Here is an 18,183-nt window from a genome sequence, read left to right as displayed (position 1 = left end):
TGGCGTTCAAGCGGCTCGCCCTGCGCTATGACCGCACCGCGAAGTCGGTCAACGCGCTGGCTCGTCTCGCGGTCACCTTGATCGCTGCTCGGCTGCTCGTGAACGACTAATGCAACGTCTTCTTAGGAGACCCAGTTCCTCAGCGTCTCGGGGTTGGTCCCTAACTGTCCACCGATGCGAGCCAGCGCTCCTAGACGGGTGGCTGCGGCGGGCGTCCACGGCCATGCGAATCGCTCGCTCGCGCAGCTCATCGGGGCACCTCCGAGGTGCCGCCATGACTCTCATCCTCCATTGGGCTGAGAGCCTCCTTCAAAGACGGGGCGAGACAGCAGCCGCAGCCGGGTCTCACCTGCTGCGTCGGGCGCGGCCGACGAGAGGGCGCGCGGCGCGGGTTTTAGGCGATCGGCGACGAATTCCATGGCGCTCCTTCGTGCCGCTAGTTATCTGATCATGGCGTGCCGCGGCGGTGGAGCGCGAGCTGCCGTCCGACGACTAACAATTTCAACAGACCCCGAACCGGAAGGAACTCGAGACACAGTTGGATCCCGAGGCCGGGAAACCGGATCAAAAGAAGTAATGCCCTGAAATCGAGTAGCCTAAGAGTGTCATATTTGACTCTTGCACCTCCGGTGCGGTTACACAGCCTAACAGCGCCGAGCACGTGAAACCAAAGAGTGAAAAGTCGGATATGATTCGCACTGATGGCCGACTCTTTCCTGAAGAGGATAATTAGATGGTCGGCAACCTCAGCTAGATTAGTCGGCGCCATAAGTTGAGATTGCGATATTGAAGACTCCCTCAACTGGTGACAATAAAGAACATCAGGAATGAAAGTTACGGTTGAGCAGCGCAACGAGACCTCGGCTACCAGTTGAAAATCTTCGAGAGTTCGTCGAGCCGGAAATTCCAGATTTCTAAGGGCCGAGGCTTTGAATAACTTGTTCCAGAGATAGCCACTCAGTTGGCGCTCAATAATTAACAGTTGTGTACGTGGGCGGTGGACGGTGGAGTGACTCGACAATTCACGAAGCGGTAACCTCCTTCCGCCGATACCCCTAGTCTCGAAACCGCAGCAAATAACGTCAGCACCCGAGTCACTCGCAGCCTCGAGGAGGCGACTGAGGATGGTTGGCTCCCATGAATCGTCACAATCTACGAACCAGATGAAGTCGCCGTGTGCTACACGCAGAGCCTCGTTGCGAGCCGGACCCGGTCCTATGTTTGTCGGGCATCGGATTAGTTGTGCTTCGCCATCTACCAGATTTTCTTCCAAAAAGTCCGCGCTACCATCCGTCGAAGCATCGTCAACAATGATGATCTCTGTATTCCTGTACTCGAGACTTCGAATCAATTCCAGAAAACCCGCTAGGTAGGGCTTAGCATTAAAAATAGGGGCGACTATGGTGACGACCGGTTCGTAGGTGGCTTTCACCGTCTCTTCCCTCCTGGAGCATTAGGGTTGCACAGCATTGACTCAACGCTACGAACAAACGCTTCACCTGCGTGAGCATGGCTGAGGGTCTGGATGTAATGATCATAGACTATGCGGCTTCGCTTATCTTGCTCGGCTTGAGACCACGACAGGACCGTCACTATGGCCTCTTCCAGCTCTAAACGAGCACTTTCAAAATCGATCATCAAGTCTGCTGAATTTGCATATTCCATTAAACCCGGAGTACGTGTCAAAATGCAAGGCAGGCCTAACTGGGCGGCCACAAGTTGAACGCCGCTCTGAGTGGCGGATGTGTATGGCATAAGCATCGCACGATAACCCCCGCCATCGACTGCGAGCTCGGCAAATTCGAAGCGCGCCTTTAGATGCTTAACCACGTCGTCAGAGCGCACTGTCTCAGGGCCACTACCTAGTACATGCAGCTCCTCACCGGTTCCGGAGAGCACGGTACGTGCAACCTCTTGAACAAGTCCCACATTTTTGTACGGGTAGAGTCGTCCAATGAAAAGAAAATGCTTGCGCGTTGCATGCTCGCGCGGGGCATCGACATAGGAATCAGGCATCTCACTGAGCAGCTGAGCCGCAGATACAACTTTTTCCGGAAACCTGGCTCGCAAATGCTTTGCAACGTTTTGACTGAAGGCGATCAATCCGTGAGCGCGCCTTAACTGCCAGGCCCTAAGGGTGCGCTTGAAGAGACCCAGCTCGTGATTAGCATCGTGCGGTTCATGGTCGTGGACTTGAATTAGCCTCCTTCCGGCTAGCCCAAAAAGTGCTACAAAAAGCGGATGATCCATCTCCTCGCCGAGTACACCGTCACTATTGAAGACGGCGCAAAGGGCCCGAAAAAGCGCTGAGGGCATCTGTAGCCCAATTCGTCGAGGGATTAATATTTCTTCGCAAGTGATGACCTCGGGCCGGAGACGGGCCAGCGTAATTATCTGGACGTTGTGCCCCTCCCGCTCCAATGCTGACCCATACAGATGGGCAAGGTTACGGAACCAAGGGGCCAGAATGACTACTCGCACGGCACGCCTCCCGGCTCTGGAGAATCCCTCTCCCCTAGTTGCTTGGCCGGGTTCCCGACGACCGTCCTTCCTGCAGGGATTGACTTCACGACGACCGCCCCGGCGCCAATGATCACCGCAGAGCCAATTTTGATGTCTCCAAGCGCGACTGATTGTGGGCCAAAACTTACCCCGTCTCCCACATGCGGAGCGCCACCAGAGGGCCAGGTAGATCCGAGCGTCACACCTTGGCGTAACACCACGTCTCTTCCCAGTACCGTCTTAGCGTTAACGGTCAAACCAAAACCGTGGTGGATCGCCAATCCACTACCAACCTCTGTCGACGTAGGGAGGTCGACCGAGCAGACAGCAAGTGCGTACGCGCGGTACACGAACGATGCCAACGGAGCGGCAAAGTACTGCTTCCGACGTAAATCCTGAGCGACACGGAACAACAGCAATAGGACTTGAAATTGAGGGCGACCAGCGTTCGCCCGCCAGTCCTGTAGCCAATAATTGTACTGACAAGCGGATTCTTTATCGCGATAGCTCACTCGAACCTCCCGTGCTCGCAGGTGCCCAATGACTCTTCCCATAACCCGTCCTTTTACGGGAAGCGATGTTTAGGAGCACCAGAAGTGGTGCAAGCCTCAGTATCCAAGCCAAGTTGTCGAAAGCCAGGGAGGTTTCGTACACGGATGTAACAGCTAGTACCACTAAGAAGAGCAAGGGGCCGGATCGGCCATCTGCGAAAAACCTGATCGCCACCAATGTTGCCACAAGAAAAAAAGTCGAAAGTGCGAGCAGCCCAACAATGCCAGTCGTAGAAATAGTATGAACAAACGTATTATGGCCATGAAAGGCAGCCGGCCCTAGACTATTGTTGTACGTTTGACTGACAAGGTAGAACCTAGGTCCTCCACCAAGTAACGGATGTTCGGAAAAGGCCTTCAGGCTTTCTCGCCATATCGAGCCTCTTCCGGAGTAATCGGAAAGCCGATTGACTGTGAACGGTAGGAAGATCATTAGAAAACTACATACCGCCAGAGCCGTGATAGACAGGACCAACGCCAGCCGCCGCCGCCAGTGACAAATTGTCACGATTCCAACGACACAAGCTGCTGCTGTCAAAGAAGTACGCGAACCTGTCCATAGTAATGCCCAGACGATCAGCGCACCGCCAAGCCATCGACTCCGCCGACGTCGTAATTCTAGGGTAAATGGGAGCCCCGCAACCAGGAATAACCCCAGAACGTTCGACTGGGTGAAAGGACCGGCCAAAAGTGTTCCAAATAACAGGGGCTTGTCCTCGCTAACCCCCGAGACCACGAGGGCAACGTCCGGCACGGAGAAAGCTAGGATCAGGGACAGACCGCCTACTGCGAGGGCTAGGTATCCAAAAACATCGAAATCTTCTTCGCCTGCTCGCCGGAAGAGCCAAAATGCAGGAACCAGGACAAAGGACGCTAGAACAAAGTAGTTCAGTGACTCGCCCGTCAAGACACTCGAGGCCCAAACGGTGGCCAGCGGTAACGCCAGGAAAAGTGGGAGAGTCGATACCTGTTTGGCGCCCCGAGTCGTCAGAGCGCGAACAACAAAAACCAGCAAGCTGCATAGAAGAGCGGCCCCAGCCGCCAGAGAGATCCGCTGCCCCAATGCCTCGACCAACACCGCGGGATTCATACCGCTTGGACGCCCGGACGTGATAAGCGTGTAGCCAGTTGCCCCATAGGCAGCCAGTGCCGTAAACAGTAAGAGCAGCCACAATGCCCCGGTATCGCTCTCTGCTTTTGATAGTCGCGATGGCACACGTGTCCTTGATAGGCTTTCACTATGCATGACACGAGGACTTGAGAGACCTCGCATGTGTCCTCCTTGAAGGTTCCTAGGCTCCGCGTATATCAGTTAGCGTGCACACATTGGGCGTTCCCTGTCCGCTTTTAGTTGGCTCTATCGAAATAGAAACACCCTCGTGAGCAAGCGGACACTGAAGCCGGGGAGGGCAAGTACACAAGCGAGCGCGACAATGGATACTGCCGCGTAGCTCAAAGAACTGGCAAGAGCGGCACCTACAGCACCGTAGGGAGCAAGTGCGAAGAGTCCTATCACGCCAAGTCCGGCAGATAAGATCAAGAGAGTTGATTGAGTCTTGGGGCGTCCGGCCCGTAACAGTATCCCTGTACAGGTGGAGGCGACTGCATAAAGGAGCGAGCCAGTCAGAAGGATCCGGCACGGCTCAATTGCCCCAGTGAAGTCTGTCCCGAATAGCGTCGGAATGATCGTCGGCGCCGCAACCCAAAGAAAAAAGCATGTAAGACTCGTCAAGAAGAACGAGTTTCTCAAAAGACGCGTCTGGGATACCGCCGGATTTTCGCCGGGGGCACTGAGGCTCAAGGTGCGGGCGGCGAGAGCGACAACCAACGGTAGCTCCGCCAGTGCCACAGCGCTAGCGTAAATTCCGAGCTGGGACGCGCCAATCAAGGGAAGCGCAAGTAGCTGGTCTAGACGAGCCGTCGACAGCGTCGCCAGAACGCCCGGGAATGCCGCAAGGGCGTAGCGCCCGGCTTCTTTACGGCTCGCTCTATCTTCCGTCTTGGGATTATGTTCTCTACGAACCCGGCGCCAGACTAGTGGGACGAGAAGAATGGATGGCGCGAAGAATATCGCTGCCGCAATCTCAGGCTTTCCAATCACTAGGCCAAGCAGCGAGACGAGAAATCCAAGACGAAGCAGGGGGGATGCAATCTGTATGACGTAAATCGACGAGAAGTTTCGTGAGCCTGTCGCAATACCTGCCAACAGATTCAAAGCAATCTGAAAAGGAACCGCCGCGAGTAGGATGAAGAAAGTTCCGCGTACCAAAGATTCGGACGAGAATAGGTAAAAGCCGTAAGCGCCTGTGCAAATGACAGTCAGTATGGACGCTGGGGCAATCCACCACAGAGCGAATTTAAGCGCGCCCCGAACAGAGAGCAGTTTGTTAGCGACATGATAAGTCAGCGAGTCCTGCATGCCTAAGGTCCCAAGGGTGCCTGCAAGAATTAGTGGGACCGTTAGAGCGGCATATAGTCCGCGGCCATCTGGTCCCAAAGCTCGCGCCAACAATGGACTGGAGACAAGGGCAACAGCTGGCGCGAACATGTTCACAGCAATCATTCGAATGAAGTTGCTTTGAAGAAGCCGTTTCATCCCTCACCCGTCATCTGCTTGTGTACACTCAGTGCGGTATTCCGCAGCAAGACCTCTGATACCGTCGCTCTGTCTATGCATCCGGTTTCACCCGAGGAGATGGTGATGAAGCGAGTCCTAGTTGCTTGCCTCTACTACGGTTTACTGCAGCACCTTCCCTCTAGTTTTGCGCCGATCGTCGGTAGGCACTGTTCCCGGGCTCGGGCATGGGCAGTCAGTTGTATGGCGGCGAAGGCTGGAGGCGACTTGGATATAAGCCGGAAGGTTGATATCGGTTTGGCGCGTAACCTGTCGATTGGTCGGGGGTCTGGCCTGGGGATCGGGGTAGAACTACATGGCCCAGTGGTAATAGGCACCGATACGATGATCTCTCCTGGCGTGCTGATTCATACTCGTAATCATGCGATGACTGACGTCAGGCAGCCAATGAAGTATCAAGGATATGGAAGCGTAAGGCCGGTCACTATCGGGAATGATGTCTGGGTGGGCGCGCGAGCGATTCTTCTTCCCGGTGTATCGATCGGATCGGGCGCGGTAATTGGGGCCGGCGCCGTGGTGTCTAAAGACGTGCCGAATTACGCAGTAGCCGTGGGCAATCCCGCGCGCGTGGTCCGTAGTCGTTTGATTGATGGTGGTCAGCTTAGCGATTGAAGTACGTCTCGACCCAGGCTAGGTTCACCGTCTCCTGGTCGAAGCGCTTGCTTGCCTCCCGGTTCGATAGCGCAAAATCTTCGCGGTCCTGAGTACTAGCCATCTGGCGGGTCATGAGGGAACTCAAAGAACGCCAATCGTTCCCGGGAACTATCTGTCCGTAGGCTTCTGCGGCGATCATCTCTTGGATAGCCCCCACATCGGTGACAATTAAAGAGCAACCGTTTGCCATAGCCTCAACCACGGCCATAGAGAATGCCTCCGCCCGGGAGGGCAGTACGAAGATTGACGCTTGACTGAGAAGCCCATTCACCAAAGGGCCTGAGGCGTACCCTTTGTAGTGTCCTTGCAGCTCAGGAAATTGGTCAAATAGATCCTCGTCCTTGATCTCCCCGTAGATTTCTAGTTGCCACCCGGCGGTCTCGGCCGCGCTCCAGGCCTGCAGAAGGAGGTCTACTCCTTTCCGGCGCGAGACTTCGCCTAGGAAGATTGCCCGTCGGCCCCTCACGAGCATGGGGAGTACCTCGTTTGGACGTGCGATGTCATTCGGGATGACCTGCACTCGCTTGCTCTGCAAACGCAATGCCTTCACGTGGCTCTCGGACAACACGTGCACCACATGGGCGCCACTTAATGCCAGGCGGTATGCCCCCCTGGAAAGAGTCCCCGCAGAAAGGGCAGAGCTCCCATGAACTGTTACTACAACTCTCTGAAAGCGAAGCGCTCGAGCGAGGAAACTTAGACCACCCTCGCGTAGTAGCGAGCCTCCTCTAGATATATGAACGTGAACGACGGAAGTTCTCTTGTCCTCAATTAGTAGCAGGTCAGCGGCGCTTTTGAGGAGAAGGATCAGTCGCTTGGGTGCAGTAGCGCGCACATCGTACGAAGTGACTGCTCGAACATCTGCCACGCCAGGGCCCCATCGGCGCAAATGCTGTCTGATAACGGCCGCGATGCCGCCTGGGCCATCTGCAGCATTGCCCACGTGGATCACTCTGCTGGTTCTCACAATGCTCCAGTTGAACTCATAAGAAATCGCAGTTCGTCGGCAAGAAGCTATCGTTGGGCAGCCAGCGCTCTAGCTATTGCACCCTCGAGATCATCGACCTCCACATAGGTGCATAACTTTCGACGAGCTAGTTCCTTCGCTATCTGCTGCTGATGGTCGTCGACATGCTCGTGCCTCGACATGCGTCGCGGTACGACGATGGGGTGTATGCCGGCAGCGACAAGTTGCAGGCAAGTTGCGACGCCCGCGTGTGTGACCACGAGATCGGCCTCAAGTGACCTTTCTGCGAAATCGGCTTGGCTAAGCTCTCTTAGCGGATGCCCTGGTAGATCTGGGCGCTCGGAGCAGCCGAGTTGCCAGGTGATGTCGGCTGATTTCGCAACTGTCGATGCACATACGGCGTCGATCAAGCTATCGAATCTGTAAGGCTGTATAGTTCCTAGTGTGACAAAGATGCGCTGTGGCTGTGTCTCGGATAGCGTCTTATCTCGGATATCGATGACCTTTGGGTGAAATTTATCAAAAACGCTTAGCTCGTATGGCCACCTTTTTGAGCTCCATGTCTGGTGCTGGGTAAAAGTCTGTACGCCGGGAAGTTTCGCCATAATTTTCCCCGTCAAGGACGGACCGTCGAGGCGTGAGACGCTTTCAATGTAGTAAGCGGGAAGCCCCATGGAGGCGCCTATTCCAAGTGCGGGCACCGCAATGGCGGCCCCGGTAGATATAACGGCATCCCACTGCCTGCTCCGAATGACCTTAGAAAGATCGGGGATGGCTTTGATCGTCTTGCGAAACTGTCGCGGACCAATGTATTCGACGTAGGTATGTGGCCTATCGCCTACGAGGCTTCGACTTTGATGGTTCTGGAATGTGACCCAATGCGAATCAGGTCCAGCTCCCAGTAACTCCGCGATAATGTTGAGCTGAGCCAGATGTCCCCCCGTGCTTGCCACCAAAAGGAATTTTCCGTCGCGCGGCAGTCGTCCCACGCGTCTACTATGCACGGTTTGCGTGCACCTGGGGGCCACTTTGAGCATCTTGCAGGACGCTCATGAGTCCGGTGGAGTGACGTAGGCGTGGCCGCGCCTACGTCCCACCACCGTGGGCATGGTGGGTCGAGGGTTGGCGCTACGGTCAGTGCGCATGCGCCCATTGAGTTGAGATAGCAACTGAATGCTTGACGCATAATGTGTCGGGTCTTAACCTAATGGCCGACTGGTGTTGCCGAGGGCGGCGTCGGGGTTCTGCGCGAGCCAGGCGGCGGCGTCGTCGTCCTTGAGGTAGGCCCACAGCTGGGCCCCTGCGGTCTGGTCGAGGTAGACGACGGATGCGGAGCCCTCCATGCCGGTGGCGGGGTCGGCCAGGGGAGCGGTGAGGAAGGTGACGTCCTCGCGTCCGAGGGTGCGCAGGTCCCAGGCCAGGGAGAGCAGCTGGGTGTCGCTGAGGCCGTCGTCGGTGCGCACCCAGGCGGCGACGGTGCTGACCACGGAGGCGGTGCGGGCGGGGTCCTGTAGCAGGCCCTTGTCGGCGACGCCCTGCAGGACCGCGCGCATCCAGTTCTGCTGGCGGTGCATGCGGTCGAAGTCTCCGCCGGGCAGGGTCTTGCGCTGGCGGACGTAGGACAGGGCCTGGTCGCCGGTCATAGTGGAGCAGCCGGCGGGGACGGTGCCGATGCCGTCGGTGGTGGTCTCGGGCACGCAGATGTCCACACCGCCGAGGGCGTCGGTGATGCGGGCGAAGCCGGTGAAGTCGATGGCCACGACGTGGTCGATGCGCAGCCCGGTGAGCTGCTCCACGGTGTGCACGGCCAGCGGGACACCGCCGTAGCTGTAGGCGGCGTTGACCTTGGTGGTGCCGTAGCCGGGCACGGGCACCCAGGAGTCGCGGGGGATGGAGACGACCTGGGCGTTGGTTCTGTCGGCGGACAGGTGCAGCACCGCGAGGACGTCGGAGCGCTGGCCGCCGCGGGTCCAGTCGTCGGTGTCACCCTGGGAGTCGCGGCTGTCCGAGCCGATGACCAGCACGTTCAAGGCCTGGGCCGCGGCGGGGGCCACCGTCGGCCGCTCCGCCGCGGGGATGGGGGCGAAGGGGTCGCCCAGGTGCTGGATCGCGGAGGTCGAGCGCGCCAGCTGGACGGCGGTCACCGCTCCGGTGACCACGAGCACCACGGCCATGATCATGACCATGACGCGGCTGGTGGTCTGGCCGGGCGGTGCCGGCTTCGGCGGCCTGGGCTCGAAGAGGTCCTCGAGGTCCTGGCGCGGTCCGAGGACCCCGTTCATGCGGCCCCCCGGAGCGGTGACTGTTCTGCCGTGTTCTACCCGGTCTGTCGGGTCTGGTGCATGGTGCCTCATCGCGGGGGCTGATGACCATCACGAGATCGAGGTCGCTACCAGGGCGGCTTGGCACGATGCCCCGATGCCCGTCGAGTTCCGCCCGTCGCTGCTGGTCGCGCTGCTCGTCGGGCTGGCCCTCGCGGGGCTGGCGCTGCAGTGCGCCGTGCTGCTGGTGCAGCACCCGGTGCCGCACGGGGCGTGGCGGGTCGGGCTCAGCGCCGTCGTCGTCACCGGGGTGTGGTGGCTTCTCAACGGCCCGCTCGAGGGGCCCACGGTGGTGTCGTTCAGCTACGAGCACGGGCTGACGCTGGCGGACATCGCCGGCCTGCCGGCGCTGCTGCTCGGCGGGGCGGTGCTCGCGCTGGCCGTCCCCGCTGCCGCCTGACCCGGCGTCGCGAGCCGGGAGGTTTCGACCGTCCCCGTTCGGGGGATCTTCACGGCGTGCTCATCGTTGCGCTCGTCTCGGCCTGGGTGGTCCTCGCCCTGGTGCTGGCGCTCGTGGTCGGACGTGCGGTCGCCGTGTCGGAGAAGAGCGACAGGTGGCGCCACGGCCACCGCGAGGTCCGCGACCTCCGCCGCCTGCACCCCGTGCCGCCGCTGGCGGCCGAGGCTCCCGAGCGCACCGCGGCCTGACGCCCCCGGACTGCGCAGCGTCCCTCCGGAGAAGGTCTGGCGCGAAACTCGCGCGACACGCCGCCTCCCAGATCGCTGGGAAGCGCCTGAGGGTCCATCGTTGAGCCATGGTCGCTGGCGCCCTGGTGGTGGTGTGGTTCGTCGTGTCCGGCGTCCTCGCGCTGCTGGTCGGCGCGGGGATCCACCAGGCCGACGTCCACGGCCGTCGCCAGCTCCCCGTGCCCGTTCCAGCGCCCGTCCCCGTCCCGGCGCGCCCGCCCGTCTCACCGCGGTTCTGAGGGACCTCACAGGTGACCGGCAGTGATGTCCGGGAGTCCAGGGGAAGTCTCACGGTGTGATCGCCTGGATCGTCGTCGCCGCCGCTGCGTGGGTGCTCCTCGCCGGGGCCGCCGCCCTCCTGCTCGGGCGGGGGCTGGCCACCTGCGAGACGCGTGAGCGGGACGCCGCAGACCCGTCGGCCGAGCCCCGTGAGGCCTCCCGGCCTCGCCGCGGAGCTCGCGTCCGTGCGGCGCGTGGACGGCGCGGCGTCGTCGTCGCCCGCCCGGCGCACGGCCACCGCTGAGGCGCCCAGCGCACTCCCAGCCAGCGCCCATCGCGCGTTGGACCGCGGCGCCTACAACAGAGCCGTGGACATCTGGCTGCTCGCCGTGCTGGTCGCTTGGCTCCCCGTCGCCGCAGCGCTCGCGCTGCTGGTCGGCCGCAGCATCTACAACGCGGAGCGGCACGAGCGTCACCCGCGCGTGGTGCACAGGCCCCGACCCGGCCACTCGGCGCCCGTGGTGACCATCACCAGCGCGCCGCGGCACCCGCGCCTCGCGCACCGCCTGCACGCGCACAGCGGCCACCACATGCACGACCACGAGCGCCACCGCGTCGCCTCCTGAGCACCTGGTGCCTGCTCGTGCAGACCGCCCCGACCGCGCTGGTCCCGGCGCTGCGCCGGGTCACCCCGACGTGGTGAGCCAGGGCGCCCTCGGCTGCCACGCCCGCCACGCGCCGACCACGGTCTTGAGGTCGCTGACGTCCTCCACGCCGTAGCGGCGCGTGAACGCCCGGCAGTTCTCCCACTCGGCGACCGCGTCGTAGCTGCCGCCCATCGGCACGAGGTGGTCCACCGCCACCGCGTCGACGATGGCCGAGCGCAGCCCCTCCTGCGTCCGGGACGACCAGTGCGCCTCCATGCCCCACCCGGCCGCCGAGCCCACCGGGAACGGCAGCAGCCGCTCCTGCGCGCGCGGGGAGAACGCCAGCACCGGCCCCGTCTCCACGAAGTGGCAGCTGCGCGCCACCGTGAACGGGCGTGCCAGTGTGAACGAGTGGTTCCACTCGCTCGTCGCGCAGTGCGCCGGACCCGCCACGTCGATCCCGCCCCGCGCCATGAGCGCCACCAGCCGGCCCACGGACCCGCGCGAGTAGCGGACGTCGTCGTCGGAGACCACCCAGTACGGCTGCTCCCCGCTGGAGGTGGCCGCAGCCCCGAGGGCGTGCTCGCGCACCCGCGCGTGCAGGTCCAGCCGGGCGCCCGGGCCGTGCCCCAGCGTCCACGCGGCCAGCTGCGGCGCCGGCTCGTCCAGGGCCCACAGCACGGCGCGGGCGCTGCTGCCCACCGCCTCCGCCTCAGCCAGCAGGTCGCGGACCAGGCCCTCCACCTGCGGCGCACCGGCCCGCCGGTACACCAGCGTCATGAGCACCGGAGGCCGCGGGCCCCGGGCCAGACGGGCCGACAGCGCTGCCGTGATGCCGAGCTTCTCGCCGGCAGCGCGCACGGTGAGCACCGCGCGCGCAGCGGGGGAGCCGGCGCGGGGGAGGACGCGCACCCTCATCACCCTAGGTCACTGATCATGGCCGTGGGTGGGTCGCGGGCAGATCGTGCGGATCCGTCCGGAACGCCCTGGCTACAGTGCCGACGCCCACCCCGGTCCACGGACGGAGCTGCCCAGCGTGCCCGCCACCCCCGACGCCCCCGAAGCCCGCGTCGCCGTGATCCTCGCCTCCGCGGGGCGCCCCGACCTGCTCGCCGAGGTGGTCGCCGACCTGGCCCGGCAGACCCTCACCGGCTTCGACCTGGTGGTCTCCGTGCCCGACACCGCCAGCCTGCCCGCGCAGCCGCTGCCGCCGCACGTGCGCGTGGTCCACGCCCGCGGGCTCACCACGCAGCGCAACGCCGGGCTCGACGCCGTGCCCGAGGCCACCCACGTCTTCTTCTTCGACGACGACGCCGTGGTCCGCCCCGACTACCTCGAGCAGGCCATGCGCTTCTTCGAGCGCCACCCCGACGTCGTCGCCCTCACCGGCCGCGTGCTCCTCGACGGCGCCGTCGGCGAGGCCATCAGCACCACCGCGGCCGCCGAGGCGCTCGCGGCGTCGCAGACCGCGCCGCTCGGCGGGCAGTGGACCCCCAGCCAGACCCTCTACGGCTGCAACTTCGCGGTGAAGCGGACCGGCGTGCCGCACGAGCGGTTCGACGAGCGGCTCCCGCTGTACGGCTGGCTCGAGGACCACGACTACGCCCGCCGCATGCTCCGCCACGGCCTCATGGCCAAGGCCGACGACTGCGTGATCGTGCACCGCGGCGTGAAGTCCGGCGGGCGCACCGCCCACGCCCGGCTCGGGTACGCGCAGGTGATGAACCCCGCCTACCTGCACCACAAGGGCAGCTTCCCCCCTGCCCTGGCCTGGGACGAGACCATGCGCCGCGTCTCCAAGAACGCCGTGCTCTCCCTCGGCGGGCCTGAGCGGGAGTGGCGCCGGCTGCGGCTGCGCGGCAACCTCCTCGCCGCCGCGGACCTGCTGCGCCGCCGGTTCACGCCCGAGCGCATGGCGCAGCTGCCGCCCGACGGCCGCTGACGTCGTCGTCCTGCTCTCCTGCCCTCAGGTGTAGGCGCGCACCCAGTCGACGTAGAGGTCGGACGTGCCGCCGGTCGGGTCCAGCGCCACCGGCCAGCCGCCGCCCAGGGCCATGTCGAGCAGGAAGAAGAACGGCTCCCCGGAGCGGCCCAGCCCGCGCTTGTCGGCCACCACCTGGCCGTCGATGGAGAACTGCGCGCCGTCGGGGGTGACCCGCACGCCGTAGTCGTGCCAGCCCACCGCCCAGTCCTGCACCTGCTGCGGGGACAGGCACTTCGACCCCGTGCTGTTCGCGTCGTCCGGGGCGCCCCAGTCGTGCAGCGTGTGGCACGTGAAGGACGTGTCGTGGCCGTACAGCTCCACCGCGTCCACCTCGCCGGCGGTCTTGTTGTCCGTGGTGGCCGCCTGGGAGTTGAGCATCCAGAACGCCGGCCACGTGCCCTTGCCCGCCCCGGCCAGCATCCGCGCCTCGAAGTAGCCGTACTGCGCGCTGAACCCGCCCGCACCCACCCGCGCCGACGAGAGCAGCCCGCCCACGTGCTGCTGGCCGTACGGGGTCTGGACCGGCAGGTCGCCCTTGGGCTCCACCCGCAGCCGCAGGTAGCCGCCGGGGATGGTGGCCACCGTGCCCGCGCCGGTGTCCGGGGCCGCGAAGACCGCGTCGCCGAACTGCGACGTGCCCCAGCTCTCCGGCTTGCCCGCCGCGTACGTCGCGCCCGCGCCGGTGCCGCTGACGGACAGCGGGGCGTCGAAGTCGTCCTGCCACTGCAGCGTCATGCCCGCCGGCGCGTGACCGGCGTCCGTGACCGGCTGGCCGGTGGCCTTGACCAGCTGCAGGTGCAGCGGGGCGGCGCTGGTGCTGGAGGTGGTGCTGCCGCTGCCCTGCGCCACCTCCAGCGCGAACGGCCCCGCCGGCAGGGCCGAGGTGTCCACGGTCAGGGTGGCGCGGCCGTCGCCGCCGGCCGCAGCGGTGCCCACGGTCTGCACCGGGCCGCCCTGCCGGGGCTGCGTGGTGGCCGTGACCTGCGCCCCCGGTGCCGCCTGGACGACGACGGTGGCGCTCGACCCGCTGACCTCCGACCCCACCGCCGGGCACACCAGCGCCAGCTCACCGGCGGGCGCCGAGCCGACCGGTGAGCTGCTGGCGCCGCAGTCCGCCGCGGCGGGGGGCGTGACCTCGTAGGTGTCGCCGGGTGCCTTCCACCGCACGGGCGTGGTGCCCGCCGTGTAGACGGCCACCTCGCGCAGGGCGGGGCTCGCGCTGGCGAAGTTCTCCTCGAGGACCAGGCGCACCGACGTCGCCGTGCGCGGCGCCACCGCCACCGTGGTCGGCTGCCCGTCGTCGCCCTCGATGCCGGAGACCACCACCGAGCTGCCGTCGGAGAACTCCAGTGTCCCCGAGAGCGGGCTCGAGCCCGAGGCGGCGGCGTCGGCCATCCGCTCCGACGGGCCGAACACCTGCACGGCGCTCACCAGCTGCGGCGCCGACCACGCCAGCTGCACCCACGGCTGCTTGTCCGTGGAGGCGGCCCGCCACTCCCGGCCCGTCTGCTGGGCGAGCAGGTCGCCGTCGACCAGCGCGTCGGGGGAGGAGCCCGAGCGGGACGAGGACGCCGTGGCCGTCACCCCCGCGAGGGGGCCACCGGCGGCTCCACCGCTGCCGGAGGAGGCGGAGGGGTCGGCGGCGGGCGGGTCGCCGCCGTCGTCGAGGAGCATCCGGGCCAGCCCCGCGCCGGGGTCGCCGGAGGCCACCGTGAACCGCGCCGACGTCACCCGCTGCCGCGGGAAGCTCACCTCGGTGCTGCCCGAGGAGCCGGCCGTCACCATGACGCCCGCCCCGCCGTCCAGCGTCAGCAGGCCCGACGTCACCGCCGGGGCGCCCTCGGCCGCCACCAGGCGCACCCGGTCCACGTCCGTGGGGGCGTCGAAGGCCACCTGCACCCACGCGCCCACCGGGTCGCTGCCGGCGGTCCACGCGGCGCGCGCCCGCCCGCCGTCGGTCAGCAGGGCCTGCTCGTCGGTGACGTCGCTGCCGTCCGAGGCGGTCACGCGGTCACCCGTCGGCGGCTGCGGCCGCCCGAGCAGCCACCACGCACCCCCGGCCACCACCAGCGACAGCGCCACGATGCTCGCCACCACCGCCGTGCGACGGCGGCTCGTGCGCTGGCGCTCGCGGGGGCGCAGCGCGGGCGCGTCGTCCTCAGCGGGAGACGCGGACTCGTCGGGGGGCGGCACGGGAGGTCTCCGGGGGGAAGGGGGCCTCGGGCGTCGGTGACGGTAGCACCGGGCCCTGGGCGCGAGGCCCTCCTCGCGGTGGTCGGGACGAACCGGGCGAAGCGGGACGAGCGGTCTGCTCGAAGCCCCCCGAGCGCGCAGCAGCGTGTGCAAAACTGCCGACCGCCGGCGCCCGCCGCGCACTTCCCCGTCGCCGGAGGGCACATGCCCCGCACGCCCGCTGCGGACGCCGCCGTCCCGACCCCCCTCAGCCCGACCCCGGGCCAGCGGGCCTGCGACGTGGCCGTGGTGGTCGCCTCCGCGGGCCGCCCCGAGCTGCTCGGCCGCCTCGTCGCCGACCTCGCGCACCAGACCCACCGCGACTTCGCCCTGGTCGTCTGCACGCCCGGCCCCGCGGACCTGCCCGCCGCAGGGCTGCCGCCCGCCGTCGTCGTCGTCCACGCCCGCGGGGCGGCCGCCCAGCGCAACGCGGGCATCGACGCCGTCCCGGGCGCCTCCCGCGTCTTCTTCTTCGACGACGACGCCGTGGTGCGCCCCGACTACCTCGAGCGCGCCCTGGCGTACTTCGACGCCCACCCCGAGGTGGTGGGCATCACCGGGCGCGTGCTGCTGGACGGCTCCGGCGCCAGCGCCGGCGAGGTGGACCGCGAGATCGCCGACGACGCCCTGCGCCTGTCCGCCGCGGACCGCCAGCAGGGCGCCGGCCGGCCGGTCGACCAGCTGTACGGCTGCAACTTCGGCTACCGCGCCGACGTCGACCCGGCGCTCCGCTTCGACGAGCGGCTGCCCCTGTACTCCTGGCTGGAGGACCTCGACTTCGCCGGCTGCCTCCTGCGGCACGGGTCCCTCGCCAAGATCGACGACGCCGTGGTGGTGCACCTCGGCGTGAAGTCCGGCGGCCGCACCGCCCACCAGCGCCTCGGCTACTCCCAGGTCATGAACCCGTTCTACCTGCTGCGCAAGGGCACCATCAGCTGGCGGCGCCTCGGCTACGAGGTGGGCCCGCGCCTGGTGGGCAACGCCTCGCGGTCGGTGGGCCACGCGGAGCGCTCCTGGCGCCGCCGCCGCCTGCTGGGCAACGCCCGGGCCCTGGCCGACCTGGCCCGCGGGCGCTTCACGCCCGAGCGCATCCTCGACCTGCCCCCGGCCTGAGGTCCGCCGCGTGACCTCCCAGCCGACGAGCACCGACCCCACCACCGAGCCGCACGTGCCCGGCGAGACCGGCGTGCCCACCGAGAACGCCGTCCCCACCGAGAAGCCGGCCGTCTCGATGCGCCGCGCCATGGCGTTCACGACGACGACGAGCATGCTCGTGCCGGTCATCGGCGTGGTCACCGCGCCGGTGCTCGCCCGCGCCCTCGGCGTGGAGGGCCGCGGCGAGGTGGCCACCGCCATGGCGCCCGCCGCGCTGGTCGCCGCCGTCGCCACCCTCGGCCTGCCCGAGGCGCTGACCTACCACCTGGCCCGCCGGCCCGACCAGACCCGCCGCGCCCTCGTGCCCGCCGCGCTGGTCAGCCTGCTGCTCGGAGCCGTGTGCTGGGGGCTCAGCTGGGGCTTCGCGTCCGTGCTCACCAAGGGCGACGCCCAGCTCATCCCGATCATGCTGGTGGGCACCGCCCTGGCCCTGCCGCAGATGCTGGTCGGGCTGCTGCGCGGCGCCGCCGTCGGCCTGCAGATGTGGGGCGCCGTCGCCGCCGACCGCGCGCTGTCCTCCCTGCTGCGCCTCGTGGTGCTGCTGGCGCTGGCGCTCGCCGGGGCGTTGGACGTGCGCGTGGCCGTCATCGCGATGTCCGTCATCCCGGTGGTCACGGGGCTCGTCTACTGGCGGGTGCTGCTGCGCCGGCCGCCCGCGGCCTCCGGCGCGGCCGGGGGAGCAGCGTCGCCGCCGCCGTCGTCCTCCTCGATCACGCGGGACGTGCTGTCGTTCGGGTCGAGCACCTGGCTGGGCGCGGTGGCGAGCATGGCCACCGGGCGCGTGGCGCAGCTCATGACCACGCCGCTGTCCGACGCCACGCAGCTGGGCCTGCTGGTGGTGGCCATCACCATCTCCGACGTGCTGTTCATCCTCATCACGGCTGTGCGCGACACGCTGTTCGGCGTCAACGCGCGCTTCGACGACCGCGAGCAGCTCATGGCCATCTCCCGCTCCGCGCTGCTGGTCGGCGCGGTCGGGGCGCTGGTGCTCGGGGCGACCGTGCCGCTGTGGATCGGGCCGGTGTTCGGCGAGCAGTTCGCGCCCGCCACCGAGCCGACGTGGTGGCTGCTCGTCGCCGCCGTGACCAACATCCCCGGGCTCATGGCCGGCGCCGGGCTCGGGGCGTGGGGGCGGCCGGGGCTGCGGTCGGCGTCGTTCGTGGTGGCGCTGGTGGTGCTGGTGGGGGCGTTCTTCCTGCTCGTGCCGTCGATGGGTGCTGTGGGGGCGGGCATCGCGGCGATCGCCAGCGGCACGGCCATGTCGGTGTTCGCGGTGGTGCTCGCCGCGCGCGTGAACCGCAGCTCGCCGTGGGCGTTCGTGGTGCCGCGGGGCTCGGACGTGGTGGCGCTCGGCCACGAGGGCGCGCGCCTCCTGCGCGCCGTCCGCGCCCACCTCCCGCGCGCCCGCTCCTGACCCCCCCTCCCGCGACGATCAAGCGCCTGCGCGCCACTTCCCCCCGACGATCAAGGACGCTGCACCCGCTCGACGGTGACGACGGCGCTGCCCGCCCCTTCCCCGCCGTGATCATGGGCGTTCGTCACCCACCGCTGGGGAGCCTGACCACCGGTGGGGAGCCTGAGCCCCGGATCACGCCCCGGAAGCGGGACTCAACCTCCCCACCGGGCCTG

The 18,183-nt window shown here is 66.1% G+C and carries 19 protein-coding genes and 1 pseudogene; 10 read left to right on the top strand and 10 right to left on the bottom strand.

All coding sequences use genetic code 11. The features are described 5' to 3' along the window. Positions 1-110 (top strand): annotated as a pseudogene (locus H7K62_RS22285) (IS5/IS1182 family transposase); the annotation flags it as partial. A gap of 338 nt (positions 111-448) precedes the next feature. On the opposite strand, the gene H7K62_RS23715 reads toward H7K62_RS22285, so the two are convergent. From H7K62_RS23715 to H7K62_RS08555, 5 genes are all read right to left on the bottom strand, one after another. Then, positions 449-1,432, bottom strand: coding sequence for a glycosyltransferase family 2 protein (locus H7K62_RS23715; protein WP_186717487.1), 984 nt, complete (start codon positions 1,430-1,432; stop codon positions 449-451). After that, positions 1,429-2,316 carry a glycosyltransferase gene (locus tag H7K62_RS08570; RefSeq protein ID WP_186717486.1) on the bottom strand — a complete coding sequence of 296 codons (888 nt, stop codon included), beginning with the start codon at positions 2,314-2,316 and terminating at the stop codon, positions 1,429-1,431. The genes H7K62_RS23715 and H7K62_RS08570 overlap by 4 nt, the downstream gene beginning before the upstream one ends. A gap of 155 nt (positions 2,317-2,471) precedes the next feature. After that, positions 2,472-3,056, bottom strand: coding sequence for a serine O-acetyltransferase (locus H7K62_RS23710; RefSeq protein WP_186717485.1), 585 nt, complete (start codon positions 3,054-3,056; stop codon positions 2,472-2,474). Beyond that, positions 2,998-4,143 carry an O-antigen ligase family protein gene (locus tag H7K62_RS23705; RefSeq protein ID WP_370591677.1) on the bottom strand — a complete coding sequence of 382 codons (1,146 nt, stop codon included), beginning with the start codon at positions 4,141-4,143 and terminating at the stop codon, positions 2,998-3,000. The genes H7K62_RS23710 and H7K62_RS23705 overlap by 59 nt, the downstream gene beginning before the upstream one ends. Positions 4,144-4,410: 267 nt before the next feature. Next, positions 4,411-5,616: an MATE family efflux transporter gene (locus H7K62_RS08555; RefSeq protein WP_255479787.1), complete on the bottom strand. Its 1,206-nt coding sequence runs from the start codon at positions 5,614-5,616 to the stop codon at positions 4,411-4,413. Positions 5,617-5,724: 108 nt separating this feature from the next. Here H7K62_RS08555 and H7K62_RS23700 point away from each other — a divergent pair, with 108 nt between their 5' ends. After that, complete coding sequence (locus tag H7K62_RS23700; RefSeq protein WP_370591676.1) at positions 5,725-6,300, top strand: acyltransferase; 576 nt, start codon at positions 5,725-5,727, stop codon at positions 6,298-6,300. On the opposite strand, the gene H7K62_RS08545 is transcribed toward H7K62_RS23700, so the two are convergent. From H7K62_RS08545 to H7K62_RS08535, 3 genes are all read right to left on the bottom strand, one after another. Next, on the bottom strand, positions 6,290-6,910 hold the full coding sequence (locus H7K62_RS08545) for a glycosyltransferase family 4 protein (RefSeq protein ID WP_186717481.1): 621 nt from the start codon (positions 6,908-6,910) through the stop codon (positions 6,290-6,292). The two genes, H7K62_RS23700 and H7K62_RS08545, sit on opposite strands and share 11 nt — an antisense overlap. Before the next feature lie 446 nt (positions 6,911-7,356). After that, on the bottom strand, positions 7,357-8,298 hold the full coding sequence (locus tag H7K62_RS08540) for a glycosyltransferase (protein WP_186717480.1): 942 nt from the start codon (positions 8,296-8,298) through the stop codon (positions 7,357-7,359). Positions 8,299-8,508: 210 nt separating this feature from the next. Next, entirely contained in the window at positions 8,509-9,591 is a 1,083-nt protein-coding gene (locus H7K62_RS08535; RefSeq protein WP_186717479.1) for an LCP family protein, read from the bottom strand. Positions 9,592-9,727: 136 nt separating this feature from the next. On the opposite strand from H7K62_RS08535, the gene H7K62_RS08530 reads away from it, so the two are divergent. The 5 genes from H7K62_RS08530 to H7K62_RS08510 all read left to right on the top strand — a co-directional run bounded on the left by H7K62_RS08530 (position 9,728) and on the right by H7K62_RS08510 (position 11,162). Next, positions 9,728-10,030 (top strand): hypothetical protein, encoded by a 303-nt coding sequence (locus H7K62_RS08530; protein WP_186717478.1) that lies wholly within the window; start codon positions 9,728-9,730, stop codon positions 10,028-10,030. 56 nt (positions 10,031-10,086) lie between these two features. Continuing rightward, complete coding sequence (locus H7K62_RS08525; RefSeq protein ID WP_186717477.1) at positions 10,087-10,278, top strand: hypothetical protein; 192 nt, start codon at positions 10,087-10,089, stop codon at positions 10,276-10,278. A gap of 107 nt (positions 10,279-10,385) precedes the next feature. Next, positions 10,386-10,556, top strand: coding sequence for a hypothetical protein (locus tag H7K62_RS08520; protein WP_186717476.1), 171 nt, complete (start codon positions 10,386-10,388; stop codon positions 10,554-10,556). A 56-nt stretch (positions 10,557-10,612) separates the two neighbouring features. Continuing rightward, positions 10,613-10,840, top strand: a complete 228-nt coding sequence (locus H7K62_RS08515; protein ID WP_186717475.1) for a hypothetical protein — start codon at positions 10,613-10,615, stop codon at positions 10,838-10,840. Positions 10,841-10,904: 64 nt separating this feature from the next. Then, on the top strand, positions 10,905-11,162 hold the full coding sequence (locus H7K62_RS08510; RefSeq protein ID WP_186717474.1) for a hypothetical protein: 258 nt from the start codon (positions 10,905-10,907) through the stop codon (positions 11,160-11,162). 60 nt (positions 11,163-11,222) lie between these two features. Here the strand turns inward: H7K62_RS08510 and H7K62_RS08505 are convergent, their stop codons facing one another. Then, a complete protein-coding gene (locus H7K62_RS08505) occupies positions 11,223-12,095 on the bottom strand; it encodes a hypothetical protein (RefSeq protein ID WP_186717473.1) in 873 nt (290 codons plus the stop codon). 124 nt (positions 12,096-12,219) lie between these two features. On the opposite strand from H7K62_RS08505, the gene H7K62_RS08500 reads away from it, so the two are divergent. Further along, complete coding sequence (locus H7K62_RS08500) at positions 12,220-13,125, top strand: glycosyltransferase family 2 protein (protein ID WP_186717472.1); 906 nt, start codon at positions 12,220-12,222, stop codon at positions 13,123-13,125. A gap of 24 nt (positions 13,126-13,149) precedes the next feature. Here H7K62_RS08500 and H7K62_RS23695 read toward each other — a convergent pair whose 3' ends face one another. Further along, positions 13,150-15,360 carry a glycoside hydrolase family 16 protein gene (locus tag H7K62_RS23695; protein ID WP_186717471.1) on the bottom strand — a complete coding sequence of 737 codons (2,211 nt, stop codon included), beginning with the start codon at positions 15,358-15,360 and terminating at the stop codon, positions 13,150-13,152. A 204-nt stretch (positions 15,361-15,564) separates the two neighbouring features. Between H7K62_RS23695 and H7K62_RS08490 the strand changes: the two genes are divergently transcribed. Both H7K62_RS08490 and H7K62_RS08485 read left to right on the top strand, forming a co-directional pair. Beyond that, a complete protein-coding gene (locus H7K62_RS08490; protein WP_186717470.1) occupies positions 15,565-16,512 on the top strand; it encodes a glycosyltransferase family 2 protein in 948 nt (315 codons plus the stop codon). Between the two features lie 10 nt (positions 16,513-16,522). After that, the gene (locus H7K62_RS08485) at positions 16,523-17,968 is read left to right on the top strand and encodes a lipopolysaccharide biosynthesis protein (RefSeq protein WP_186717469.1); all 1,446 of its coding nucleotides are present in this window, start codon (positions 16,523-16,525) and stop codon (positions 17,966-17,968) included. Positions 17,969-18,183: the final 215 nt, after the last annotated feature.

Source organism: Quadrisphaera sp. RL12-1S (genome assembly GCF_014270065.1).
Classification (GTDB): domain Bacteria; phylum Actinomycetota; class Actinomycetes; order Actinomycetales; family Quadrisphaeraceae; genus Quadrisphaera.
The sequence above is the reverse complement of the archived record's forward strand: the minus strand, read 5'-3'. Positions and strand labels throughout refer to the sequence as shown.